Consider the following 25,116-nt stretch of genomic DNA (forward strand, 5'->3'; position numbering starts at 1 on the left):
ACCTACAGCTCGCGTTCCAAATAGTGCTCAACCGCTTGCTTGAAGGCAGGCATGAGCGTGGAAAGCACTTCGGTAAGCGGATGAAGCTCCGTCCGCTGCCAGACGTAATAATCCTGTACGAGCGGCTTGCGCAGCTTCACGAGCTCCGTCAGCGTTCCGTGCATGTCCGCTGGGAATGCGCCTGCCTCGCCCGTAATATCAATGATATCCTCATAGCTGCTCGCATCCCGCAAAATAAATCCGTCGATCAGGAAGCTGCCCACATCCGTCACGGTTTCAATGGCCAGATGCAGCGCTCTCTCCTGCGCCAGGCCTTCAAGCACTGTCCCCTGCCAATTAGCGGCAAGCGACTGCAGCGCAGATGCAACTTCGGTAATCGAATTCAACCGTACGGCAATTTGTTCGCGATTCACATAATACATCAATCAGTCGCCCGCTTTCAGCCTTACTTCTTTTTTTTCGCCTTGCGTTTAAGCCATGCTACCATAATAATACTGCTAAAAATAATGACTAACAAATACGTCAGCACTTCATAAACATCTCTCATGTCACTCATAAGCCGTTAACCTGCCTCTCAGCTCTCAAAATCAATGCTGACGGAAGCTTCGCGAACTTGCATCATATGCTCGATTACTTTTTTATGTACAGGGTGCACTTGATAAACCTCTAATGCTTCCAAGGATTCAAATTTCGTAATAAGCGCAATATCGTATGAACGCTCCGAATGTACGATGTCAATGCCAACCTCAATGTATTTCAGCACTTCGATCTGGCCTTCCATATCTCTAAGCACCTGTGCGGTACGTGCCACGCTCTCTTCGCTGCCATCCTTTAATTTAAAAAATACGATATGAGTAATCATTTATTGTTCCTCCTCTGATTTTGTCGCATGACTTTCGTCCTTTTGTCACATAATAACCTATGCAGTCGCATTACGGCAATCTTTAACGCGAAGGAGATCGGAACGTCATGCGCTACCCGGTAACAATTGTTGCTACATTAATTGGAGTTGCAATCTGCTTGTTTAATTACACGGGTTACGACCCGCACAACTTTATTTTTTTCATGCTGAGCATTCCCGCATGGGTCGTTGATTTATTTGTCGACGTGCATGAGGTAAGCGTCCTGCTTATGTATGCACTTACCATCATCACTTGGGCGCTGCTTGGCTTTGTAGCCGATGTGCTGATTGCGCGCGGCCGAGATAGCGAACGCCATCCCCGCTCGGCACGATAACTATTTATTTCAACAAAAAGGAGCCTTTCGGCTCCTTTCGCATGTTTACGGTCCATCAATCGGTTTAGGGGTCAGGCAGCTTCAACAACTAATGTAGAATGCATCGTTGTATGTCCTTGGCCGCACGGGATGGAGCAATAGATCTTGTAGGTGCCTGGCTCTGTAAATTCCAAGTCCGTTTCTGGGTGGTCATTATCCAAAGCTACTTGAAGCTCATCAATTTTCAAACCGTGAATGCCGCTTTTATTGGATAGCTTAAGTCTAACCTTGTCTCCAACTTTCACCTTGTACTCCGCTTGATCAAATACGAAATCGTTGGATGCTACTACTTTCATTAAACTCATGCCCTCTGGCAACGAGGCTGACTCGTCAACCGGCTTAGGCGGCAAGGCGAATGTGAGCAAATATAAGCCCAGCAACGACGCCGCTGCAAATAAAGTAAACATAATCCACTTATGCATTGCTATGTGCTCCCCTTTGCGTTCATAATGTCTACCTCTTATATTACATAAGATGGTCCGATGTTCTCAACCTTAAACTACCGAAAGAGGAAAAGTTTTTTTGTTATTTTGACAAAACCATGAACAAATTCAAAATTAGCTGGACAAATACTGTTTTAATACTCGTTCGGACTCCGCCTTCACGAAACCCCACAGCATAAAAAACTTGTGATGGTAGCCTCTGCACACATATTCGGCATGCAAGCCGTCCGTTTCACGCTTCTCCTCGTATACCTTAATGCCCGTTTCCCGAAACTGTCTTCTGATCGCGGCAAGCTCAAGCAGCACGCGATCCTGCATGCCGCGAAGCATGGAATCGTAAAACCGCGGAAGCTTAATCGCGGATGTGCCGATTACTCGTATATCATGATCCAAAATACGCATAACGATTCCAAGCAGCACGTAACGCTTCACGAGCTCAAGCTCTTCCTCCGTCTGTATCGGCGGATGCGATGCCGTTCTGACTCTGCCGCGGGCTTCTTCCTCATTAGCGGCCATTGCCACCCCTCCAAATAAGAACATCTGTTCTTATTATAGCCAGGGACAACGATTTCATGCAAGTGAATTTCCGTCTATCCAATATTTACTTCTTTTCTTTAAGCACCTCGATTATTTTGCGAAGCTGCTCGGGCAGAGGCAGCCCGATCCGCCCATAATTTTCTGTAATCGATATCATTTCGTTGGCAATATAAAAATAAATGGCGCCACCCATCGTCACATTGTTCAGCTCAAGCAATACATCGATTCGGTGCGTTAATAAAATAACGAGCAGCATCAAACCTTTGCGCGCCAGTCCCCATGAGCCAAAGACGCTGTTTAAGCCCTTCCCTTCTTTAATGGTTGCCGCAATTCCTGTAACATAATCTATGCCCATTGCAACTACTAATAAGGTAAGAGACTCAGCCCAGCCTCCGAATGCAAACGTAATTGCCGCGCCTGCCAAGCCGCTAATCGAACATAACCATATTTGGGGCACAATCCCCACCTCGCCTTCATTCTGCTGCTATAACATATGCATGTAGAACAAAGGTTGTCCGTTAACAGCTGGATGGGAAGGCTTCATTCTATGAAAAAGGCGATCAGCTTAGGCTGTATTCACATTGGAAAATGCTTGAAAAGATAGTATGGTGGATACAGCCGTATTCGAAGAGAGGGTTACAGGCATGCAGCCGTTATTGAAACTTACGATAAAGCTTCTTCGTCTAAATCATTGCTTTGTTGTTTTGGTTACGCTTGCTCGTACTCGTTAGCTCTACGAGCTTATACCAGCCGAAGCCCGTCTATTCGTTATTTCAAATGACGAGACCATCACGAAGATTAAATCAGAGAGGCGGTAATCGATGTGAATTGTTCGCTAGCCTACATGGAATGGTCCGAGCCGGATCAGCGTGTAGTACGAACCATTACCGATGAAGTGATAACACGAGACGATATTTTTATGCGCAAGCTCGTAAATGCAACCGTATTCCAGAGCAGCCTGTTCGAGCATACGGCCAACGAATGCGAGGACGGGACGCGCCATCTAATTTATGCGAAGCCCTTTCATGATTACGACGATCCCGTTTATGGGCAAGCCATCCGCACCGCGCTTCATGAATACGTTACCGTCTCCCCTAATGTGGAAGTGGAGTATTTGCTGTGGAACGGCCATCGGTTTAATCCTTGCACGCTGGCTCAGCCATCCCCGGCAAGTCCGCTGGAATTCGCTCAGCTTCTGCTGGACCATTTTATCGTGAGCGAACAGCACACCTTTGAGACGGTCTATACGATTTATGATATGGATCGCAGCAAGATTGTCGTTTTTTTAAAAGCCGGGAGCTTGTAGATGCCTCGCAGCAAGCGCCAATTGCTAAAAAAGAAAAGGTCAGCATCGAAGCGATTTCCGTCGCCTCGATACTGACCTTTTTACTGCGATAGTAACAGCGGCGGCTGACGCGGAACAGAACGCCGATTCGCCGATATCTATCTATAAGCACGCATGCGTGCTTACAGACCACAAATCCATCAAGCTACCGAGCCGGATTCGTCGGAAAACTGGCTGTTGTACAAGTCGGCATAGAAGCCGCCTTTTTCCAGAAGCTCCTCGTGGCTGCCCTTCTCGATCACGTCACCGTGGTTCATGACGAGAATCATATCGGCATCTTTGATGGTCGATAAGCGGTGAGCAATGACGAAGCTCGTTCTCCCTTCCATCAGCCTGCCCATCGCTTTCTGAATTTGTGCTTCCGTCCGCGTATCAACGCTGCTAGTTGCTTCATCGAGAATGAGGATCGCAGGGTCGGCAAGAATCGCTCTTGCGATAGTAAGCAGCTGCTTCTGCCCCTGAGAAATGTTCGATGCTTCCTCATTTAGAACCGTGTCATAACCATCGGGCAGCGTACGGATAAAATGATCGGCATGCGCCGCTTGCGCCGCTTCAATAATTTGCGCTTCCGTCGCTCCCTCGCGTCCGTAAGCGATATTGTCACGAATCGTGCCGTTGAACAACCACGTGTCCTGAAGCACCATCCCGAACAGCGTGCGCAAATCGCCCCGTCTAAGCTTCGCAATATTTACACCGTCAATGGTTATGCTGCCATCTCTAATTTCGTAAAACCGAAGGAGCAAATTGACTAATGTCGTTTTACCGGCTCCCGTCGGGCCTACGATCGCAACCATTTGTCCCTGCTTCACATCGATATTCATATCTCCAATGAGGACTGCATCCTCTTTGTAGCCAAACTTCACATGCTCAAACCGCACATTTCCTTTCGGCGAAGCGATAACAGCTGCCTCTTTGCCAATTGGCTCCACGCTCTCCTCCTGCTCGTCAAGCAGCTCGAACACCCGCTCCGCCGATGCAATCGTCGATTGGATGATGTTTGCGATGTTCGCTGTCTGCGTCAACGGCTGGGAAAACTGCCTCGCATATTGAATAAAGGCTTGAATGTCTCCGATTTTGATCGCCTGACGCGTTACGAGAATACCGCCTACGACGCTGGTCAGCACGTAACCGATATTGTTGATGAACGACATCAGGGGCATCATAATGCCGGAAATGAATTGCGCTTTGCGGCCGGAATGGTACAGACCATCATTAATGTCATCAAAGGTGGCTACCGATTTGCGCTCATGGCCAAACGCCTTAATAATTTTATGGCCGGTATACATTTCCTCTACATGTCCGTTAAGCTTCCCTAGCTGCGCCTGCTGCGACTTAAAATAACCTTGCGATCTGGAAGCGATCGCCTTGATCACAAAAAAGCTAAGCGGCAGCGTAAGCAGCAAGATTACGGTTAATAACGGACTGATCGTCAGCATCATAATAATGACGCCGATCAGCGTCACAACCGAGGTAATCAGCTGAGTCAAGCTCTGCTGCAGCGTATTGCTTATGTTATCGACATCATTGACGGTCCGGCTCAAAATTTCCCCATGCGTCCTTGAATCGAAGAACGCGAGAGGAAGCCTAGCCAGCTTGGCGTTAACGTCATTGCGAAGTCCGTATACGGTTTTCTGGGCAACGCCAGCCATCACATACTGCTGCACGTATGCAAAAAGCGAGCTTAACACATACAGTCCGAGCAAAATAAGAATGATGCGCATGATCGCGTCAAAATCGACGCCGCCGCCCATAATTCCTTCAAAAATTTCAGTCGTAGCATTACCCATAAGCTTAGGGCTGACGATCGAGAACACCGTGCTCAGCATAGCCATCACGACTACGACAATCAGTTTTTTTCGTTGGGGCCTTAAATAAGCGAGCAGCCTGCGAAGCGTTCCTTTAAAATCCTTCGCTTTCTGCACCGGCATCCCCAGCGCGCCCATTGGCCCACCGCCGCCTCCTGGCCCCATCGGGCCTCTGCCGGGAGGACCGAAGCCAGGTCCTCCGCCCGGCTTGGATGGTGTTTTGTCATGCGGACGCTCACTCATGCCATTTCCTCCTCTGACAGCTGCGAAGATACGATCTCCCGATAAACGCTGCTTGTTTGCATCAAATCGTGATGTGTGCCGATGCCGGCAATCTCGCCTTCGTCAAGCACGATAATTTTATCAGCATGAATAACCGTGCTTACCCTCTGCGCCACAATAAGAACAGCGGCTTGCTTTGTTTCTTCCTTTAGGGCTGCCCGAAGCAGCGCGTCGGTCTTAAAGTCGAGTGCGGAGAAGCTGTCGTCAAAAATATAAATATCAGGTTTCCTCACAAGCGCCCGCGCAATCGAAAGCCGCTGCTTCTGTCCGCCTGATACGTTGGTGCCTCCCTGCGCGATTATGGACTCATACCCCTCCGGCATTTCAGCGATAAACGATGCGGCCTGCGCAACCAGCGCTGCATGCCTAATTTCTTCATCCGTCGCATCTTCTTTGCCGTACTTAATATTGTCGCTTATCGTTCCGGTGAACAGCACCGCCTGCTGCGGCACATATCCGATCCTCGCACGCAAATTATGCTGCGAAAGGCTACGAACATCCAAACCATTTACAAGCACGCTGCCCGCCTGAATATCATAGAAACGCGGAATCAGATTGACAAGCGTCGATTTCCCCGATCCGGTTCCGCCGATAATAGCAGTCGTCTCGCCCGCTTTCGCGGTGAACGAAATCGCTGACAGTGCAGGCTTCTCCGCGCCTGGGTAGCTGAAGGTTACGTCACGGAATTCCACGCCGTCACTTGAAACTGCGCGTTCGCCATCTCCAGCATCATGCTTATCGACAATGTCCGGCTTCATGTCCAGCACCTCGTTAATACGAACGGCAGATACGGAAGCGCGAGGCACCATTATGAACATCATCGCAACCATGATCAAAGAGAAAAGAATTTGCATCGCATATTGCAGAAAAGCCATCAAATCCCCTATTTGCATATCGTTATTGCTGATCCTTATGCTTCCAAACCACAAAATGGCAACGCTCGACAGGTTAAGGATGAGCATCATAACAGGCATCATAAAAGCCATCACTTTGTTTACCTTGATGGCTGTGTCGGTCAAATCCTTATTCGCCTTTTCAAAGCGCTGCTGCTCAAAGCCCGTCCGGTTAAACGAGCGGATGACGCGTATGCCGGTCAAGCCCTCGCGCAGCACAAGATTTAGCTTGTCGATTTTGATTTGCATCGCTTTGAACAAAACAACGCCCTTGGAGCCGATAAAAATAATCGTGCCCGCAAGTATGGGAACGACTACGACAAATACAAGCGACAGCGTTGCGTCCTTTGACACAGCCATAATGATGCCGCCAATGCACATCATCGGTGCCATGACCATCATGCGCAGCATCATAATAAGCACCTGCTGCACCTGAGTCACGTCGTTTGTCGTGCGCGTAATGAGCGAGGCGGTTCCGATTTTATCAAATTCATGCAAGGAGAAGTTTTCAACATGGGCAAAAAGCTTGCTGCGCGTCCGCTTGCCAAAGCCTGCTGCGATGGACGAGGAATAATAGCTGGCCGCGATCGAAAATACGACACCAGCAGCGGTAATCAGGAGCATGAGACCGCCAAGCTTCATTATGTAACCCGTGTCTCCTTTAATGATGCCGATGTTCACGATATCCGCCATTAGCGTTGGCAAATAAAGCTCTGATAGCGATTGCAAAAATACGAGCAGAAAAACAAATGCGATCATCAGCCAATACGTTCTCAAATCACGAAATAGTTTTAACAGTTTGGATCATCTCCGTTCAGTATTTCTATATACGCAACTTTCATTTTACCATATCAAAATTGCGAAATTCAAAGGGAGCTAACCCGCCGTGACTTGCGCCTTTTGCCTCTTATAAATGCAAAAGGAACCATCGCTGTAATTCGCGTGATTCCTTCGGTGTTTCTTATTTAGTTTTGCTTGCTTCTCCTGTAGGGTCGGTGTTCGTTTGATCGTTGGATTGACGCCCTGCCAGCTGCCTCGCAGCACATCCGGCGTTATTCGCCCTTGCTGTGCCAGCTTCTGCCTTGCTTTTTTCGCCTTGCTAATGGACATGATTTTGCCCTCCTAAAAAGTTTTTGGAAAAAATTTACTTCGCAAGCATTCGCTCGCTTCTCTCTATTATACGCGCTACGCTGCCTTTTCGAAAGCCGCTTAACCCTTTTCCAGCATAGAAAATTCCTTCCTCAGCATCGAGAATACAAGCAGCTCCACGAAGGTTCCCTTTTCAATCTCATATTCCCGTACGTCGCCGGCTTGCTTGAACCCAAGCTTGGACAGCAGCCCGATCGAGGCTTGATTTGCCGGATCTACCTTCGCTTCGATACAGTACAGCTTCATGCTGTTGAAGCCAAAAGCAACAATCGGCGCCGCTACCTCGCTCATAACGCCTTGGCGCCAATGGCTTGGTGCCAGATCATAGCCGATTTCAGTACGGGCATACTCCTTCATGTAATGCAAGAAACCGCAGGTACCGATCACCTTCCCTGTGCTCTTCTCCTCGATCAGCCATCTGATGCCTATTTGCTGAGCAAAAATCTCCAAATGCCAATTCATTTCCTGCCACGCTTCTTCCTCAGCCGAGAAAGGGAGCAACGGGGTAAATTTGACGACCTCCTCTTCCGAATAAAGCTCAAACAAATCTTTTGTATCCCGCTCCTGCGTCTTGCGCAAAATAAACCGCTCCGTTTCCATCCGAGGAAACACTTGAAATGAGTATGATAACGCCATCCACCCAGCCCCTTTTAATCATAAAAACAAGGATCCAGCTTGCGGTTATTCAACCGACTGCCGCTCGCCCCTGCATGATCAGATAACATACCACAATCCTCCAAAAAAGTGAAAGCATTTGTAATGGCTCGCTATACATATTCCCCCAACTGAATCATAAGCTTGTAAAATGAGCTTCATGTGCAAACCCGGAGAAAATTCGCATTCCGCGGGAGGAGAAATAACCGATGTTAGACCCAAATGTGAATCGCCTTGAGGAAGCTCGCTTCTTCACAGCAGCCGATGCAAAGACGGATACGCTTATCTATCCTTTGCCAGAAACATGGTGGAGTCGTCCATATGAATACGAATGGTGCCGGTCGCTCGCAGCTCCTGGCGATATCGCGCTTGATGCGGCATGCGGGATTTCCCACCCGTTAAAGTTTTATTTGGGCGGACTATGCAAGGAGACTCATGCGTGCGATTTTGATCCCCGGATTGACTCATGGGAGGCAATCAAACAAGAAATCATTCAGGACGTTGGCCAAGAAGCCCTCTCGTCCATTATCGCCCATCAGGGCTATTCGAACGTACGGTACGCGCAAGCGAGCATAACCGATCTCCCTTATGAAAATGGTCAATTTGACATCGTCTTCTGCATTTCCGTACTGGAGCATCTCAGACACGTGGATCAGGATCTCAGCCTAAAAGAATTCGCCAGAGTGGTTAAGCGGGGAGGCAGAGTCGCGCTTACCTTTGATTACCCCACTGTCGACTTGCAGCAGCTTTACCGTGCCGTAGAGTCCGCGGGCCTGACGTTTGCGAACGATTTTGAATGGACGCCGCCGCCAGATGCTGTCCATTCTGATTTATGGGGCCGATTATACTGCTTTCGCGCCTTGTTGAAGAAGCCTTAATGAAAAAAGAACAGGATAGCTAGCGAGCTAGCCATCCTGTTCTTTTTTATATACGGTCGTTCGGTTTCTGCCCTTCGTTTTGGACTGATAAAGCGCTTTGTCCGCCATCTCAATGATTTCCTTAACATCCGCAGCTCCAGCGATCGACACAGAAATGCCGATAGATACGTAGATCGGACTGCCAGTTGGACTTATAGCAGCTGCAATGGCTTCTCTAAGGTGTTCTGCCATTTGCACAGCCGTTTGAATGTTTCCATGGTTGACCAATATGCCAAACTCCTCGCCTCCGTAGCGGAAGCATAGATCCTCGCTTCTGGAGAAAGCTAATATCTGCGAAGCCGTATGCATCAATACCTCATCCCCAATGAGATGGCCATGCTCATCATTGATTTTTTTGAAATAGTCGATATCGAGCAAAATTAGCGCGAACGGAATTTTTTCCTCCAGCCACTCCCGTATGGTCAAATCAAATGTTTTCCTGTTCGCAAGACCTGTTAATCCGTCTAATCGGATTTCCTTTAACCCGATTTTAAAGAAGCCTCATTCGCCGCCCATGCAAAATAACCGCCTATAACGGCGGTTAAAAGAACGGAGCCTATCACTAATAGTCCTAATACAAATCGAAGCCTCAAGCCTTTGCGCGTACTCACGGATGTTCCTTCTCTCGTTGCTAAAATGCAACTTCTTTTTAGCGTAAAAGGACGAGAAATTAAGTACTTTTCCATACGTTTTTATACGGAAGCAGTCTGTAAAATTGCCGTGAGCAGTCCGGGAAAGCGCATATTCAAATCCTCTGAGCGCAGCGTCAAAAAATGCTGGGTGCCCTGCTTGCGAACATTCAGCACACCCGCCTCCCGCAGCGTCCGAACATGATGGGTCATCGTAGACTTGACTACTGGAAAGTCGAAATAGCCGCAGGGCTGCTCGCCGCTTTTCACAATTTCGATAACGATGCTGAGACGAATGGGATCGCTTAATGCATAGAGCACGGAAGTAAGCTCGATATCCTCGCGATTGGGATGGAATAAAATTTTCAATCCGCTTCGCTCCTCTCCAATTAATTATTCATTGCTTGATATTACGGATCATGCTATATTCTCATAGTACGATAATCGTCGTACAATGAAAACAATAAATTCAGTGACAAATATTCCCTTTGGAGGTTTCCATGAGAAACACTGCAACGATTACCGCCCCAACACTAACCGCCGAGGCTCGGCCCGCTTTTCGTGACGGCCTTGTTGTTCCTTTGCTTGGCTTAACCGTCATCATCGTCATTATGAATACGATGATGTTCAATCTAGCGCTTCCGCAAGTAACGGCAGAGTTTATGCTTTCCTCCTCCGCTGCTTCATGGATCATAACCGGTTATTCCATCGTCTTTGCGATTTCATCCATTACCTACAGCAGGCTCTCCGACTTCGTTCCCATTCGCCGTTTGCTTATGATTGGATTAATTGCAATGGGCGGCGCGTCTGTGCTCGGTTTTTTTAGCCATCATTATATTTTGCTGCTCGTCGCTCGGCTCATTCAGGCATCGGGCGCAGGCTCCGTCCTCAGCTTGACCATCGTCCTTATTACGAGGTTTATTCCACTCGACAGACGAGGCAAATCGATGGCGCTTATTACTTCCGCCGCATCGCTTGGGCTTGGGCTAGGTCCGGTAATCGGCGGCGCGATCACCCAGTATTTAGGCTGGAACGACCTGTTCATCGTAACCGGCATTTCGCTGCTCTTTATTCCTGTCTTCTATAAACTGCTCCCGGATGAAGCGGTTAGCAAAGGCACCTTCGACATCTTGGGCGCTTTACTTGTCGGTATCGGATCAACCGGCGTACTACTGTATATTACGAACCATTTCTGGATTGCTCTCATTGTCGGAATTACGGCGCTCGTATTATTTTGGCTTCGCATTAATCGTGCCGTAAATCCCTTTGTACAGCCCACTTTGTTCCGGAATAAAAGGTATATCCGCCTGATTACGCTTGGCATCGTCTCGTATATTAACAATTTCGCAACGCTGTTCCTGCTGCCGCAGGTGCTCATTCACTTATTCAAGCTGACGCCTGGTCAAGCCGGCCTGATCATTTTCCCGGGAGCGCTCGTCGCGATGCTGTCGTCGAATCGAATTGGCAAAATCATCGATCGCCACGGCAACAGCATGCTGCTTCGTCTTGCGCCATTGCCTTTGCTGCTCGCTGCCATTTCATTTGCCTTGTTTGCAGATCGTTCGATCTACGTCATTATGGTTATCTATATTTTAATGAGCGTTGGCTTCTCTGCCTTAAATTCGAGCGTATCCAACGAGCTGTCACGCATTTTGCCTAGTGAGCATGTAGGCGCAGGTATGGGCTTATTCCAGCTATCGCAGTTCATCAGCGGTGCGTTCAGCGTGGCGATCAGCGGAATCGTACTCGCATCACAAAGCAAGCTTCCGCTCAGCAGCGCTTTTTCGAATATTTTTTGGGGAATGGCCGTCATTGCTGTTATTGCCATTGCAGCCACTTGGCTGTATTACTCATCGTCAAGGCAGCAGCTTGGAGTTAAAAAGCCGCTTTAAGCTAAAGCATATGCTTCAGCGCTTCCTTCCTGCTTAGCGGGGAGAGCGCCGTTTCCATAACGAACCGATGCACGCTCGATGCATCGGTTTTTGCATATTCGCGCAGCGCCCAGCCGATCGCCTTCCTTATAAAAAAGTCGCTTTCATCCTTCGTCTTGCCTATGTATCCAAACAATCGCGCTGCATCGGTATGATGCTTATATTTGAGCTGAAAAAGAATCGCCGTGCGGCGCAGCCACAGGTTGTCCGACACGATCCAGCGCTCTGTGTGCTCCGCTATTAACGCCGGGTATTTCGACAGATGATAACCAACGAGATGCGCCGCTATAAAATCAACCGTATCCCACCACGAATGGGTCGTTACCCATCGCTCCAGCCTCTCGATATGAGCAGACGCAGCCTCTTTGCTGTATTTTTCAAGCAGTCCCATCGCAACATAATGGAATTCCCGCTCGTTTAGCTGCCACAGGTATTCCGCTGTTAGCAGCAGCTCCTCGCCCTTAGGCTTCTCGTTATGCTTCCAGAACTCTCGCAGCAGTTGTGTCCGCTCTGGTGTTTTAATGCCCAAAAAAACGAATTGGCCGCGCATGTATGCTTCCATGGGCAATGCATGTTCCGGGTTTTCGTTTTCCCTAAATCGTGCTTCAAGCGCCTGTGCAATCGCAGTCATAAGATAGCAGCTCCTTTACTTTGAACGATAACATAAAGCAGCCCCAACCATCAATGACGGTCAGGGCTGCTCTTCATCAATATTCTTCTCAATTGGTATTAAACCGCTTCGTCATGCAAATATCTGTAGAACGGTTTATCTACCCAGAATTGAATCGGCGTAACGTTCACGCTAGGGTCGATCGCTTTCAAGCCTGCAACTACCTTCTCGGAATCCTCGTTAAGGGAGAAAGGATTTACCGTATACGGGCTATCCGGATCAGTAATAAAGTTGTTCGTAATAATTTCATAATCCTTCAATTCCGTTTGGGAATAGTACAGCGGCTGCCACCATGAAGCAATGATCAGACCTGTTTGGTCTGCTTTATCTTTTTTAGCGTATTTCAAAATAACGTCTTGGAAAGCGGCTTTATCTGCTGCTGTCGCGAATTCAAAGGCAAGATCATACTCTTTGGAGTAAGAAATATAGTTGCCATTTTCAATTTTTACGACATTTGGTCCAGGTGTGCCCCACTCAGCCAAGAAGATAAAAGCAGATGTTTTTGGCTCAAATTGTACCTTTGCATTTAAGCCTTCACTGCGAAGCAAGCCGATCAGCTGAATCGCATGGTTAAAATCGGAATGTCCATAAATGAGGGATAAGGAGTCAACGAAGTTAGCGTTGAAACGGGAATCCTTAATGTTGTAGCCTGTAATCAAATCCTGTTTTAGTGCCGTATTTACAAGCTCTTGCAGCTTAGGAGCATTAATAATATCAGAAGTATTGTATGCGTTGCTCAGCTTCGCGAAAATATCGCCATCGTTCACATAGCCGATATACTTTTTGTAAAGGCCTTTTGTAATCAATACTTTACCTAACAGCGTGTTGATCAATTGCTCGCTAGCTGCATTTTTGGGCTTAAAGTTGGCGTATTGGTCAGCTGTCAGCAAACCGGTGTCAACCGCAGCAGCAGTTTCTTGAGCGCCTTTTGTGCCAAGCGCGCTGCTTTTTACGTTCAGCTTAGTCAACGCTTTATTCACTTTAGCTTCCGGGTATGTATAAGCAAGCTCTTTAAGGTCTGCTGCTCTAACCGCAATCGATACCGCTACCGAAGTAGTTAGCACCTGCTCGCCCTGAATGGCTGGTCCCGACAAAATGCCTTTCTCGTACAAAGCTGCCGCAGCATCAAACCATTCGCTGCCGGATTTTACATCGGAGAACGTTACTTCTTTGCCGGATGGCTTGTAGCCAAGAATATCCGCTACCGCTTTAATGAAGTCACCTTTAGTTACTTTGCCCGATAGGCTGACATCAAACTTGTCTTTTAAAAACAGCTTATACTGTGCTGCGCCATCCTCCTGCGATACCTGTGAAACCTGAGACACAGGAGCAGCTGGCGATGCGGCAAAAGCTGCGGATTGTGTGAAAATGACAGAGACGGACAAGAGGAGTGCTACTAGCAGTTTGGTGTACGATGATTGTGTTTTTCTCATGAACATTACCTCCATTATAATTTAATTCCGATAGTTTTGATCGGAAATATGTAATGTTCCATAGTATACCAACTGGAAAACATAAGTGTCAATGAAATTATTTAAAGAGGCTGTCCCAAAAGCAACAATTATAGATGTGTGTGAAGGATTTAATCTGCAAACGTGTGAATTTGAAAATAAAAAAGGAGCTAAGCGGCTTGTGTGCGCATAGCTCCTTTGTTTTTCCTAAGCAACGCGATCTTCATTATCCTCGTGCCGCAGCGTCGGCATAAAAGATAACCGTAAAAAAATGTACGGCTTCGGAACCCGTATTGCGATACCAATGCGCCCGGTTCGCATGAAAATGAACAGCGCTGCCCGCCGGCACTTCGTAAGACTCCTCGTCGTGCGTAAGCTCCAAGACACCTTGATGAACAAAAATATATTCCTCTACCCCGTCGTTATGGGGCTCGGAGCCGTGCAAGCAGCCAGGTTCAATTGTGACCATGTAGGACTCAAGCTTCGTTCGCAAGCTGTACGGAAACATCGGATAAGCGCGATAAGCGCCGTCTTCTTCCGAAAACAGTTCCAAATTGCCGGGCGTCGCTACCGTTACTTCCGAATCTATGTCTTCGATAAGCGTCGTAAACGAGATGCCTAGCCCGTTGACGATTCGCCACAACACCGAGATCGTCGGATTCGAATCCCCGCGTTCAATCTGCCCGAGCATCGCCTTGCTCACGCCGGTCATTTCGGCCATATTATCCAGGCTTAAGCCGCGTGATTTTCGAATAGCCAGCAAATTTTTTCCGACCTTCTTGTGTATCTGTTCCATCTCTCGAAGCCTCTTTTCAAACCGTCATACAGCCAAAGTTAAGCGTATTATAACAGATTCGCACTTGTCTTGCTATAAGTCGATTTTCCTTTGAGATTAGAGAGCATATCATCAGTCATCCAATCCAAATCGTACTCAGGGTCGAAATCCCATTCTTCGCGAGCCGCCGACGGATCGATCGCATCCGGCCAACCGTCCGCGATCGATTGCCTTAGAGGATCAATGCCGTAATCGAGCTCGAAGCTTGGTATATACCTGCGGATGCTGGCCGCAATCCCTTCAGGGTCAACGCTCATTGCCGTCACGTTAAAGGCGTTTCGATGTTTAAGCCGGGACGCGTCCGCCTCCATCAGCTTAATGACCGCATTGATTGCGTCTGGCATGTACATGAGGTCCAGAAAGGTCCCTTTATCGATATACGAGGTGAAGCGGCCGGTCTTCACTGCGCTTACGTACATGTCGACCGCATAATCGGTCGTCCCTCCTCCCGGAGGAGCGGTATAGGAGATTAATCCAGGAAAACGAAGTCCCCTCGTGTCCACTTTGTATTTATGAAAATAATAATCGCAGAGCAGCTCTCCGGCCACTTTATTGATGCCGTACATCGTCGCAGGGCGCTGCATGGTGTCTTGCGGCGTACCGTTTCTCGGCGTCTCCATGCCGAATGCCGCAATCGAGCTCGGCGTGAAGAGCTGGCAATCAAGCTCTCTTGCCGCCTCCAACGCGTTCAGCAGCCCTCCCATATTCAACTGCCATGCATGCATTGGCAATGCTTCTGCCGTCGCGGACAGTAAAGCCGCAAGATGGATAATCGTATCTGCCTGATGCGATTTCACCGCATGATAAAAGGCTTTGCCATCGGTTACGTCCAGCGTTTGGAACGGCCCGGATTGTGCCGTTTCGCTGGAACTTTGCCGAATGTCTGTCGTCATAACCGCATCATTGCCATAAATCTGACGCAGCCGAATAGCCAACTCACTGCCGATTTGCCCAAACGCGCCGGTAATAAGAATACGCCTCATATCGATTCCTCCTAAAGGATGATGCCAAGCTCGCGTCCCGCCTGCTCGTATACGGTTAACGCATGGTCCAACATTTCTTTCGTGTGCGCGGCAGTAGGCATGTTGCGAATGCGCCCCGCTCCCTTCGGCACGGTCGGGAATACGACGGATTTAGCGTAGACGCCTGCTTCATACAGCTTCGCGCTAAAGCGCTGGGTCAACTGCTCATCGCCGATAAGGCAAGGCGTGATCGGCGTCACCGTATGGCCAATCGAGTAACCAAGCTTCTTGAGGCCATTCTGCAAATATGCCGCATTGTTCCACAGCTTCTCTTGCAGCTCTTTGCTGTCTTGGATAATACCGATCGCTGCAATGCATGCCGCAATCGTTCCCGGCGGCTGCGACGTAGAGAAGAGGAACGGACGGCTGCGCGCTTTGAGCCAGTCAACGACCTCCTGCGTTCCCGCCACGTAACCACCAACCACTCCGACTGCTTTGGACAGGGTTCCGATTTGAAAATCGATGTGGTCGGAAAGGCCAAAATGCTTCACGGTACCCGCTCCTCCGCCAAGCACCCCTGTGCCGTGCGCGTCATCCACGTATGTGATCAGGTCGTAATCTTCCGCAATTTTTACGATTTCAGGCAGGTTCGCGATATCGCCATCCATTGAAAACACGCCGTCCGTAATGACCATAATTTTATCAAATACACCCGATTCCCTTGCTGACTGTGCCTTAATCCGCAAATCGCTCATGTTGGAATGGCCGTACCGAATGACCTTTGCTTTCGTTAACCGGCAGCCGTCAATGATGGAGGCGTGGTTGAGCTCATCCGACAGAATGGCATCCCCTTCACCCATGATCGCGGAAATCGCCGCCATGTTGCAGTTGAAGCCCGATTGATAAGCGACGGCGGCTTCGGTTCCTTTAAACGCAGCCAGCTTCTCTTCCAATTCAACGTGCAGCGATAACGTCCCGTTAATCGTCCGTACAGCCCCGCTTCCCACTCCGTACTTGATCGTTGCCTGAACCGCAGCGTCCACTAATCTTCCGTCCGTCGCCAGTCCCAAATAATTGTTGGAAGAGAGGTTCACCAGCTCCTTGCCTTTCAACCGAATAACAGGTCCGTTTGCTCCTTCCAGCGAATCAATCGTCGGATACAGCCCCCGGTTTCGAAGCTCGTCAAGTTCCCGATGTAAAATGGAAGATAATCTTTGGTTTCTCATCCGTATGCCACCTCGTATCAGTTAGGTTTAAGTTTAAAAAACACTCTCGTTTTATTAGCGCACAAAAGTACACTATAGCGTATGTATGTTATAATATATAAAAATGCGTTATAGCGCAATACTGAAATTACGACATTTTTCTTGCTGTATTGACCTGAACAAAAAATCCCCCTGCCAAGGCATGGGCAGGGGGATTTGGGGCTAGATTGTATGTAAGGATGACATAGGTTAAGTTTCTGATTCAGCAACCTTTTTTACATCTTCTAAAAATTTAACAACGATCTTCTCCGTCGCAAATAGCATAAACAGCTTTGCAAACCACTTCAATGCTTTATTGGTAACTGTGTATTTAAGCTTTGTTTTCTGGTCATTTATTCGATGCAGTTCATATAAAGCAGTGATCTCAAAGATATTTGCCAATGTGAACCCGATTTTCATCTTCTTATCCTTTTGATTATTCGCATATTCTAGCGTGTGGACGTCATATTCCTCTATGCGTTTGCCTTCTTTATACTTTTGACGGTATATGCTGCCGACAACCTCTTCAGTAATGCGGACTGGTTTATTCTCTACCACTTGAGGCATAATCTTTTGCATCTGTTCTAACGAACCATCTAAATAAGACCATACATGTTCAATAGGAGTGTTTATCTCAATTTCTCTTGACCATTGCTTCAATCTATTTACCCCCTCTTATAAACCCTTTTCATCTATTCTACATGATTGATGAAAAAAATAAGAGGCTGTCTTAAAAGCAACAATTATAGATGTGTGTCCATGTATCTTGGGCGGTGGCTTCGTTTTGTTCTAGAATGAGCTAAAAGCTATTAATTGCTGAACCGCCGCACCCACTCGCTTATGCATGGCTAAACCAAATTCGTTTTGCGAAATTCAGCTATAAATCCGTCAAGCCAATCCTCCGTATAATCAATGGCGCCGTTATCGCTATGGATAAAAGCAACATCAAGGCCCATCACCCAAAATCTGCGAGCAAAAACAAACAGCTCAATCGCCGCTTCATCCTGCACCGAAAATGGTCGGACAGACCGATAACCCGCCATTAAAGCATGCCATAGCTGCTCCTTTGTCTCTGGTTGCTGCCTTTTTCTTGCCCGAACTTGCGCAAGATCATAGGCTCGCCAGCCCTTGGCAGCCCATTCAAAGTCGAGATGGGTGAAATGTCCGTTTTGTTCCATCGCGTTATTATTCCCATGCATGTCACCATGACAAATGCCAAAATCCAACCCTTGATCAGCGGCAGCAGTAATCCGTTCTTTTAATGCAAGCGCAAACTGCTGCAGAAAAGGGGCTGACTCATGATTTTCGCCTATGTAGTTCAAAATACGCTCTAACGGTTGATCAATAAGAAACTTGGTATCCAACTCATAACGGTGCTGCTCCAAAACAACCTGATCCATAGCCGCATGCAGCTCAGCAGCAGACTTGCCGAAAGCGTAGCAAGACTCTTCGTCTTGCAGCCTGTTCTCCGTACCCGTAATAAATCGAAAAAGGACAGCGACCCTTTTTCCTTCAGCTGCATCGATTACGGTATAATAACGACTGTCTTTTTTAGCTATTGGTTCTGCTACACCCGTGTGCTCGGAGCTTAAGAGCGCCTTGAGTTGTGTCAACAAAGATAGCTCATACGAAACATCCTGCTCTTTGATCTCCTGACGATAGACACGTAGAATATAATACCCTTTAGACGTTCGAACGCGATAGGTATCGTTCAAGCCTCGCAGCCAAAACAAACACTCGCTCCACTGCCCAATATCATATTGTTCGCTTAAACCATACTGCAAATAGTTCTGGTCTAGGACGGACCGCAAAGCTGTAGGCCCAGTATACATGGCGTTACCCCTAATCTTTTTAGCCTCATCATATAGCAGCCCATTCCCCAGATAAAGGTAAAAATCTTTTATAATCAACTGTCTGCTTTATCGTTATTTAAATCGTCCTGTTCAATTTCACCTCAAACTCGGGTTTCGTTACATAGTCCATATAAGCTATTTTTCCAGAAAAGTCTAAATACGCTTGATAACGGGTGCGAATAGCCTGCTCCGTAATGTGATCTAGTACTTGATTCTTGGCGACCCAGCAGCTTTCCGAGGTTTCTTCCGATGTACACAATTGGCCGCCTACAGGCTTGCAGACATAGTCAAGCATTACTTTGGTAGGCACATCCGTTACTCCGTCATGCCATTTATGAGTCGCTGTATTGGAATAGACGCCTATCAATTGAGTGACAATGACGTCGATCCCGCTTTCCTCTTTTATCTCTCTGCTTAATGCGTCTATCAAATTTTCACCAACCTCCACTTGCCCGCCAGGAAAAACCCAGCCGTCATGCTGCGTTTTGACGAGCAGAATGTTTCCATGCTCATCCTCAACGATGCCGCCTACTGCCACAATATGTGTTGGCATTGCCATATTCATATCCCCCTCAGCGCCTCGCGCTTGGTCTCACTTCCAATTGTTTTTCACAAAGAGGATGACCTTGACGAGCACGAATAGCCCCGCAAGATAAAGAAAAACATTTTTCCAGCTAAAATGATTCCCTTCCTATTCACCCTCGTAGTTTGCCTTCAAAAATGATTCGTCGCTAATCTGTACCGCGATAGTCTCGTTTGTGTCGATGCCTTTGCTACAATCCAAGCTGCACTTCCCTGTTCTTTGCATCCCAGACTACGCTTGCTCCCATCGACTCAGCAACGAAACGCAGCGGCGCCATCGTACTTCCGCGGATGATCTGCACGGGTTCAGCCAGCTCCACCTCTGTACCGTTTACAGTCGCTTCCTGTTTCCACACTTCCATCCTGATGGTTTGCGCGCCAAATTTGACGGTTACGATGTCATTCGCATAGCTGACGGTGCCGCCAAGTGATTCGAACAATCCCCGAACCGGGATGAGCACGGAGCCGTTCACCATCGCAGGCTGCTTTTCTACGAGCTGATAGTTGCCATTCAAACGAATCCCGATCCCTTTGACAACTTTTTTCGGGATGATTTTCCGGTTATATTTGAACTTGTCATCTCCGTAGTAATTGCTCATCCGAGCCCATGACGAGACAGTGCCATCCTTATGAAGCGCCGTGCCTCCACCTTCGCTCAAAGCGCTAACCGCCTTTATCTGGCTAAGCCCTTTTAATGGATAAAGCTTCTTATCCACATTCGGCCAAATCCAATACGACACCGAGCCATCCTTCATGAGAACGTAGGAGAAGGCGGAGAAATCCCCTAAATCATCCATCGCCCCCGCAACTGCCGCCGCTTTTGGAGCCAGCTTCGCAAGGTTGAAATTAGGAATGGATAGCCCATAAATAGCATATCGGTTCATTAAATAGACATCCCATGATGCGCTAATCGCCATACCTGTAGAGATGGATGCCGCTTTTTTGAAAATCGTTGGGTTAGTCTCGGTATTATCCAGCACTTTACTAGGAAGAAATGGCTCATTATATTTGTCTCTTCCCCAAATCCACATCGTACCGTCCTTTGCGAGCGCAATCGGAAAATATCCTCCTCCCTCAATCGCCACGATATCCGTAAGCTTGCCGATCCGGCCTGGCTTGCGCTTCTCCTCCACGCTTGCTCCTGCGGCACAGGCGTCCGAAGGCAGCTGGTACTCGCATAATCCTCCTAGCGACCAAACGGTTCCGTCCGCTTTAAGCACATACTGGCCAGAGATGTCGACTGCGTTACTAAGCCCCTCCACGGGGGCCGGTTGATCGAAGGAATTAAAATAAACAAACCCGCCGCCCGGTGCAGCTACGCTTTCTGTTTTTCTTCCCCACGTCCACACGCTTCCGTCCTTTTTTACTGCCGCATTGCGCTCAGAAATCTTCTTAACGTCACTCAGCACCCGCACGGCCTCGAACGTATCCTCATTCCAAGCCCATAACACGCCTTTATTGTCCAGCGCATAATTTCCATCTATCGATACAATGCCATCCAGCAGCGGCGCCTTCGCCGCATTAGCAGAAGCAGACATCGGAGTTACCGCAGCCGCCACAATAATCGATACAATGACTAGCTTCATCCAATTCCCCCTCATCTCGTTCACCTTCCTTCCATTTGTTATCCAGATAAAAGTTAGACGCCAATTTTGGGAAAAAGTTACAACCATTTCGATTGATCCGCCAAAAGTTTGGGTACATACATAGAAACGACGAAATGAGGTGGATTCGCATGAATGAATTCGAGAAGGATGCAGACGGTGCAGCGAAGAATGGCAAACGAGATCACCCCGAGCAATATCCGACAGACAAGGAGAGCTTGTTCGATAAGTTCAAAAGCGAGCAGACCGTTGATCCCATACCGGTAGAGGATCTGAAGCTTCAGGTGCAGGATGAGAAACATAAGGAAGAGACGAAGCACAAATCATCCAGTGCAAATAAGTATGAGTGACAACTTAAGCGGCCAAAAATAAAAATGAGCCTTAGAATCGCTTCTAAGGCTCATTTTGCGTGTCGGGAATCGTATTCGAATCCGTCTTTTCCCGTTAAATTGGCTGAATCGTTACTGCAAACCTCTACACCGACGCGGTTACGTCTCCGGCTTGCCTTTTCGGACGAAATCCGAAGCCGAGCATGGCGAAAACGAGAAACGCTGCGCCCAAGAACAGAAAGTTAATGGAAGGAGATACATAACGTATGCCGTAACCGCCGAGCGTCGGCCCCATAATGCTTCCGATGCTAAAATGGATCGAGGCGATGACATTTGCTGCCGGCAATATGGCCCGGGGCAAAATATCAGCCGCATAAGCAAGTCCGAGTGAGTAGAACGATCCCACCACGCCTCCAGCAATTGCGAACAGCAAGAATAGCAGCAAAACATTGTTCCCGGCGGCAGGAATCGCGAAGAAAGCAAGCGACCCGACTATTCCGCAGGCAATCAGCACCGGTTTACGTCCGATTCGGTCGCTCAAGATACCAAGCGGCAGCTGCAAAACCAGCCCCCCTACCCCGAATGCCAGCAACAGCAGCGAGATCCAGTGCTGGCTTAATTCAATGCGCAAGCCGTACAGCGGGAAGCTGCTGTTCATGGAAGCCTCCATCAAGCCGTACAAGAAGCCCGGTATAAGCACGAACCACGCCATCCGGTACGTTCTAACGAACCGATTCTCAGCCGCAGCATCTCTTGGGGCTCGCTCTGGCATCTCGCTTTTCATACGCAGCACTAGCAGCAGCACCGTGACAAAAAACAGGCTAGAAACAATAAACGGTACCGCCCTGCCAAGCGGAAGAAGATTGATGCCGAGCGGCCCTAGACTAAAGCCAAGTCCGTATGCCATTCCATACAACGAGATGTATCTCCCGCGCCGATCGGCAGGGCTTGAGCTTACAATCCAAAGCTGGGTAGCATAATGGAGCGAGCTATCGCCCACGCCGACGAGGAGCCGCAAGGCGAACCATAGGGCAAGCGACTCGGTAAATGGGAAGAGCAGGCTCGCAAGCGTAACTAGCGAAATACCTGCTACGATCACTTTTTTGTAACCAAAACGCAAGACCGGCTTCTCTACGAAAAACATGGTACAGAAAATTCCGATATACATAGCCGCTGAGTTAATGCCGTTCATATCCGCCGAAACGCCGGAGTCCTCCAGCATTATGGACAGCAGCGGAAGCAGCAGCCCTTGGCTCATGCCCGCAACTACGACGACCAGCAGCAAAGTAATTAAACGAAAACGAAATGAAAGTGAAGTTGTAGCGATAGCACTTGATGACAAACCTGTTGCACTCTCCTTGAACAATTATTGTCCTTATTTTTCCCCTTACACATTGTATACTTGGCAGCAATGCCTGACAACCTCCTTTCATTGCCAGCATGCCTCCTTCGTTAGATGAAAATCAGTTTTATAAGCCTTTGACGAAAGTGACCCGGTGGTAATCCTTTTGAAAATAATCGTTCTCCCAGTTCATCATTTCAAAGCCAATGCCGCGATAGAAGGACAACGTATCTTCATTGCCCGCATGGCCTAACGTGTAGAGAATCACTTGCGTCCTTCCCAACTTTCTTATCTGTTTGCAAATATTATCGATCAAGGCTTTCCCGATCCCTTGCCGCTGGTTTTTGGGCGACACCGCTACCCCCTCGATTTCATATAGCGCCAATTCTTCGTTCAACAAATATCCGGCATGGCCCGCTACCTCGCCTGACTCCGCTAAATAGACATAGTAACGGCATTGCTTGTCATTTTGGATAGCCAAAAAAGCTTGCCAGCGCTCAGGATACTTCTCCATAATAAAAGGAGGAAATTGCAGCGGGTGCCCCGCCATTATGTACTCAACTTGCGATTGATCGCTTTTTTCCAACAAACGAATCTGCATCTAAACCATCCTCCCGCACCTCTATTTTCGCAAACCAGCAGTATAGTAAGGATAATCCATCTTCAATTGAATTTGCCGCGCCACCGCTTCATTCGTAAGGGATTCTACGACAAATAAACCTAAATCAATGGAAGCCGATACCCCTCCGCCTGTAAAAACATTCCCGTCTCTCGCATAACGCTCCTTAATCACCTCTTCGCAATAAGGGGCAAGCAGGTCGTAGGCAGATGGATTGGTTGTCGCTTTTTTGCCGTGCAAATAACCAGCAGCACCCAAAATCAATGCCCCAGTGCACACGGATACCTTGTACGGCACATCTCGCGCAGTTTGAATCCATGACATAAAATCGGGATCATATCTGAGCTGCCTTGTCGATAACCCGCCCGGTATAAATACTAAATCATAGGCTGACAGGTCAGGCAGAACCCGGTCGATCTTCATCGTAAGCCCCCGATCATCCGTTATCTCCTTTTTGTTCGAACAAAAGTCCCATGACATCGTTTCCTTTGCTTTCAAAATTCCCATCCACGTTACCGCTTCATAAAAACCGGTAAAATCCAGCGTCGTCATGCTGTCAAACAGAATGAATGCCATCTTCATGCGTAAACACCTGACCTTTCATCATAAAAATAAAAAAAGTACTTGATCAAAGATCAAATACTTTGCCCAGGCGTACGGCGATATAAATAAGTGCTTCCTCGTGGTTATCCACGTTTACGCCAGTCGCACATACCAGATATTTACTTTATTGTATGAGGAAAAAGAACATATAGCAATGCTTTTTTACTATATACAGGTTCGATTCAATAGGAAGCGTTAAACCCTCTCGTTAATCCTGCTGATAAAAGCTTCCGCAAGCTCCAGCTGCCTGATCGCGAATGGCAAATCCCCGTCACCGACAAGCGCTAAATCGAGATTGGATAAGGTAGCAAGCAACGTCCTCGCCGTCAGCGCAAGCGCAAAAGCTGAAGGATCCTTTATCATCTCGGCTTGGCTCATCAAGTAAACATAGGTTGGCTCCTCGGAGCCGCCAAACAAAGCAAGGTTGCATATATACGATGCCAAATCCCAGTAAGCAGGCATGTAGGATACATCCTCAAAATCGATCCAAAGCCAGCCTTCCGGGCTTGGAAGCACATTGCCGGCATGGGCATCTCCATGGGCAGGCATCAAAGCTTCTCGTTTAATCGATCGAATTTGAATGTCTATCTCCAGAAAAACCCGCAATAAAGACTGGATACGGTCATCCGGGTGTTCGCTTAGCCTTGCAGCCGCCTGACAAGCCCGTTCCCAGACGCCGAGCACGGGCATGGGGCCAGCGAAGTCGCGCATCGCTAAAGAAAGCTTGTTAACGAGCGCAACGGCCTCGCTTGGTGAAAGGGGCTCGAGCTGCACAGGCGGCGCGTAACGCCAAAATGTCGCCCACACGCCCGCGGCGCGGTGAGGCCCCGCGTCTGGCATGGGCTTCACCACGGGCACGCCATAATTATGCAAATGAAAGGCTACCCGCACCTCCCGCTCTAAAATGTCATGTGCATGCCCTGCATTTTGTTCGGATAGAACAACAGCTGCCCGGACAATAACCTCATGAGGAGTCAAATGAATAATCAAATTTCCGCCTTTGCTTAAAATAACAGGATCAATATCCGTTAATCCAAGCTTCTCGGCAGTCAACAGCAACTGTGAAACAAGTTCACTTCTATCAGACAATAAAACAGCTCCCTTAATGTATGGTATACGTTTATCTTAGCCGGGAAGCTGCGGGCTTTACAGGCCCAAAATA

The 25,116-nt window shown here is 48.2% G+C and carries 30 protein-coding genes and 1 riboswitch; of the genes, 5 read left to right on the top strand and 25 right to left on the bottom strand.

Features of this window, described 5'->3' with window-relative positions:
* Positions 1-2: 2 nt before the first annotated feature.
* Positions 3-422 carry a DUF86 domain-containing protein gene (locus tag ADU23_RS29150; RefSeq protein ID WP_053376966.1) on the bottom strand — a complete coding sequence of 140 codons (420 nt, stop codon included), beginning with the start codon at positions 420-422 and terminating at the stop codon, positions 3-5.
* Between the two features lie 152 nt (positions 423-574).
* On the bottom strand, positions 575-862 hold the full coding sequence (locus tag ADU23_RS29155; RefSeq protein ID WP_053376967.1) for a Dabb family protein: 288 nt from the start codon (positions 860-862) through the stop codon (positions 575-577).
* Between the two features lie 107 nt (positions 863-969).
* Here ADU23_RS29155 and ADU23_RS29160 point away from each other — a divergent pair, with 107 nt between their 5' ends.
* A complete protein-coding gene (locus ADU23_RS29160) occupies positions 970-1,236 on the top strand; it encodes a hypothetical protein (RefSeq protein ID WP_053376968.1) in 267 nt (88 codons plus the stop codon).
* A 71-nt stretch (positions 1,237-1,307) separates the two neighbouring features.
* Here ADU23_RS29160 and ADU23_RS29165 read toward each other — a convergent pair whose 3' ends face one another.
* The 3 genes from ADU23_RS29165 to ADU23_RS29175 form a co-directional block, all read right to left on the bottom strand.
* On the bottom strand, positions 1,308-1,697 hold the full coding sequence (locus ADU23_RS29165) for a cytochrome c oxidase subunit II (protein WP_053376969.1): 390 nt from the start codon (positions 1,695-1,697) through the stop codon (positions 1,308-1,310).
* Positions 1,698-1,832: 135 nt separating this feature from the next.
* Entirely contained in the window at positions 1,833-2,234 is a 402-nt protein-coding gene (locus tag ADU23_RS29170) for a hypothetical protein (protein ID WP_053376970.1), read from the bottom strand.
* Between the two features lie 85 nt (positions 2,235-2,319).
* Positions 2,320-2,721, bottom strand: a complete 402-nt coding sequence (locus tag ADU23_RS29175; protein WP_053376971.1) for a phage holin family protein — start codon at positions 2,719-2,721, stop codon at positions 2,320-2,322.
* Positions 2,722-3,078: 357 nt separating this feature from the next.
* On the opposite strand from ADU23_RS29175, the gene ADU23_RS29180 reads away from it, so the two are divergent.
* Positions 3,079-3,561, top strand: coding sequence for a hypothetical protein (locus tag ADU23_RS29180; RefSeq protein WP_157266015.1), 483 nt, complete (start codon positions 3,079-3,081; stop codon positions 3,559-3,561).
* A 179-nt stretch (positions 3,562-3,740) separates the two neighbouring features.
* On the opposite strand, the gene ADU23_RS29185 is transcribed toward ADU23_RS29180, so the two are convergent.
* The 4 genes from ADU23_RS29185 to ADU23_RS29200 form a co-directional block, all read right to left on the bottom strand.
* Positions 3,741-5,648, bottom strand: a complete 1,908-nt coding sequence (locus ADU23_RS29185) for an ABC transporter ATP-binding protein (RefSeq protein ID WP_053376973.1) — start codon at positions 5,646-5,648, stop codon at positions 3,741-3,743.
* Positions 5,645-7,378 (bottom strand): ABC transporter ATP-binding protein, encoded by a 1,734-nt coding sequence (locus ADU23_RS29190; RefSeq protein WP_053376974.1) that lies wholly within the window; start codon positions 7,376-7,378, stop codon positions 5,645-5,647. The genes ADU23_RS29185 and ADU23_RS29190 overlap by 4 nt, the downstream gene beginning before the upstream one ends.
* 78 nt (positions 7,379-7,456) lie before the next feature.
* Positions 7,457-7,690, bottom strand: coding sequence for a hypothetical protein (locus ADU23_RS29195; protein ID WP_053376975.1), 234 nt, complete (start codon positions 7,688-7,690; stop codon positions 7,457-7,459).
* A 99-nt stretch (positions 7,691-7,789) separates the two neighbouring features.
* Entirely contained in the window at positions 7,790-8,365 is a 576-nt protein-coding gene (locus ADU23_RS29200; RefSeq protein ID WP_053376976.1) for a GNAT family N-acetyltransferase, read from the bottom strand.
* Positions 8,366-8,592: 227 nt separating this feature from the next.
* Here ADU23_RS29200 and ADU23_RS29205 point away from each other — a divergent pair, with 227 nt between their 5' ends.
* Positions 8,593-9,261, top strand: a complete 669-nt coding sequence (locus ADU23_RS29205) for a class I SAM-dependent methyltransferase (protein ID WP_053376977.1) — start codon at positions 8,593-8,595, stop codon at positions 9,259-9,261.
* Positions 9,262-9,288: 27 nt separating this feature from the next.
* Here the strand turns inward: ADU23_RS29205 and ADU23_RS29210 are convergent, their stop codons facing one another.
* The 3 genes from ADU23_RS29210 to ADU23_RS29215 all read right to left on the bottom strand — a co-directional run bounded on the left by ADU23_RS29210 (position 9,289) and on the right by ADU23_RS29215 (position 10,298).
* On the bottom strand, positions 9,289-9,789 hold the full coding sequence (locus ADU23_RS29210) for a GGDEF domain-containing protein (RefSeq protein ID WP_082311246.1): 501 nt from the start codon (positions 9,787-9,789) through the stop codon (positions 9,289-9,291).
* Positions 9,780-9,911, bottom strand: coding sequence for a hypothetical protein (locus ADU23_RS34005; protein ID WP_255314267.1), 132 nt, complete (start codon positions 9,909-9,911; stop codon positions 9,780-9,782). The genes ADU23_RS29210 and ADU23_RS34005 overlap by 10 nt, the downstream gene beginning before the upstream one ends.
* Positions 9,912-9,992: 81 nt before the next feature.
* Entirely contained in the window at positions 9,993-10,298 is a 306-nt protein-coding gene (locus ADU23_RS29215; RefSeq protein WP_053376979.1) for an ArsR/SmtB family transcription factor, read from the bottom strand.
* A gap of 131 nt (positions 10,299-10,429) precedes the next feature.
* Between ADU23_RS29215 and ADU23_RS29220 the strand changes: the two genes are divergently transcribed.
* Positions 10,430-11,821, top strand: a complete 1,392-nt coding sequence (locus tag ADU23_RS29220; protein ID WP_053376980.1) for an MFS transporter — start codon at positions 10,430-10,432, stop codon at positions 11,819-11,821.
* A 1-nt stretch (position 11,822) separates the two neighbouring features.
* Here the strand turns inward: ADU23_RS29220 and ADU23_RS29225 are convergent, their stop codons facing one another.
* From ADU23_RS29225 to ADU23_RS29265, 9 genes are all read right to left on the bottom strand, one after another.
* Positions 11,823-12,491 carry a DNA alkylation repair protein gene (locus ADU23_RS29225; RefSeq protein ID WP_053376981.1) on the bottom strand — a complete coding sequence of 223 codons (669 nt, stop codon included), beginning with the start codon at positions 12,489-12,491 and terminating at the stop codon, positions 11,823-11,825.
* 98 nt (positions 12,492-12,589) lie between these two features.
* Entirely contained in the window at positions 12,590-13,963 is a 1,374-nt protein-coding gene (locus tag ADU23_RS29230; protein WP_053376982.1) for an S-layer homology domain-containing protein, read from the bottom strand.
* A 244-nt stretch (positions 13,964-14,207) separates the two neighbouring features.
* Entirely contained in the window at positions 14,208-14,777 is a 570-nt protein-coding gene (locus ADU23_RS29235) for a helix-turn-helix domain-containing protein (RefSeq protein WP_053376983.1), read from the bottom strand.
* 47 nt (positions 14,778-14,824) lie between these two features.
* Entirely contained in the window at positions 14,825-15,799 is a 975-nt protein-coding gene (locus ADU23_RS29240; protein ID WP_053376984.1) for an NAD-dependent epimerase/dehydratase family protein, read from the bottom strand.
* A gap of 11 nt (positions 15,800-15,810) precedes the next feature.
* Positions 15,811-17,004, bottom strand: coding sequence for a glycine C-acetyltransferase (locus ADU23_RS29245; RefSeq protein WP_053376985.1), 1,194 nt, complete (start codon positions 17,002-17,004; stop codon positions 15,811-15,813).
* Between the two features lie 228 nt (positions 17,005-17,232).
* Entirely contained in the window at positions 17,233-17,682 is a 450-nt protein-coding gene (locus tag ADU23_RS29250; RefSeq protein ID WP_053376986.1) for an SRPBCC family protein, read from the bottom strand.
* Between the two features lie 188 nt (positions 17,683-17,870).
* Positions 17,871-18,854: a phosphotransferase gene (locus ADU23_RS29255; protein WP_053376987.1), complete on the bottom strand. Its 984-nt coding sequence runs from the start codon at positions 18,852-18,854 to the stop codon at positions 17,871-17,873.
* 97 nt (positions 18,855-18,951) lie between these two features.
* A complete protein-coding gene (locus ADU23_RS29260; protein WP_053376988.1) occupies positions 18,952-19,434 on the bottom strand; it encodes an NUDIX hydrolase in 483 nt (160 codons plus the stop codon).
* 214 nt (positions 19,435-19,648) lie between these two features.
* The gene (locus ADU23_RS29265; protein WP_053376989.1) at positions 19,649-21,043 is read right to left on the bottom strand and encodes a stalk domain-containing protein; all 1,395 of its coding nucleotides are present in this window, start codon (positions 21,041-21,043) and stop codon (positions 19,649-19,651) included.
* A gap of 149 nt (positions 21,044-21,192) precedes the next feature.
* Here ADU23_RS29265 and ADU23_RS29270 point away from each other — a divergent pair, with 149 nt between their 5' ends.
* Positions 21,193-21,411, top strand: a complete 219-nt coding sequence (locus ADU23_RS29270; RefSeq protein ID WP_053376990.1) for a hypothetical protein — start codon at positions 21,193-21,195, stop codon at positions 21,409-21,411.
* Between the two features lie 124 nt (positions 21,412-21,535).
* On the opposite strand, the gene ADU23_RS29275 is transcribed toward ADU23_RS29270, so the two are convergent.
* From ADU23_RS29275 to ADU23_RS29290, 4 genes are all read right to left on the bottom strand, one after another.
* Positions 21,536-22,732: an MFS transporter gene (locus tag ADU23_RS29275; RefSeq protein WP_053376991.1), complete on the bottom strand. Its 1,197-nt coding sequence runs from the start codon at positions 22,730-22,732 to the stop codon at positions 21,536-21,538.
* A 127-nt stretch (positions 22,733-22,859) separates the two neighbouring features.
* The gene (locus tag ADU23_RS29280; RefSeq protein WP_053376992.1) at positions 22,860-23,333 is read right to left on the bottom strand and encodes a GNAT family N-acetyltransferase; all 474 of its coding nucleotides are present in this window, start codon (positions 23,331-23,333) and stop codon (positions 22,860-22,862) included.
* A gap of 21 nt (positions 23,334-23,354) precedes the next feature.
* Positions 23,355-23,933, bottom strand: coding sequence for a DJ-1/PfpI family protein (locus ADU23_RS29285; RefSeq protein WP_053376993.1), 579 nt, complete (start codon positions 23,931-23,933; stop codon positions 23,355-23,357).
* Between the two features lie 57 nt (positions 23,934-23,990).
* Positions 23,991-24,070: riboswitch (ZMP/ZTP riboswitch) on the bottom strand.
* 79 nt (positions 24,071-24,149) lie between these two features.
* Positions 24,150-25,043 carry an aminoglycoside phosphotransferase family protein gene (locus tag ADU23_RS29290; RefSeq protein ID WP_053376994.1) on the bottom strand — a complete coding sequence of 298 codons (894 nt, stop codon included), beginning with the start codon at positions 25,041-25,043 and terminating at the stop codon, positions 24,150-24,152.
* Positions 25,044-25,116: the final 73 nt, after the last annotated feature.

This window comes from Paenibacillus sp. FJAT-27812, from assembly GCF_001273905.1.
In the GTDB taxonomy this organism is placed as follows: domain Bacteria; phylum Bacillota; class Bacilli; order Paenibacillales; family Paenibacillaceae; genus Pristimantibacillus.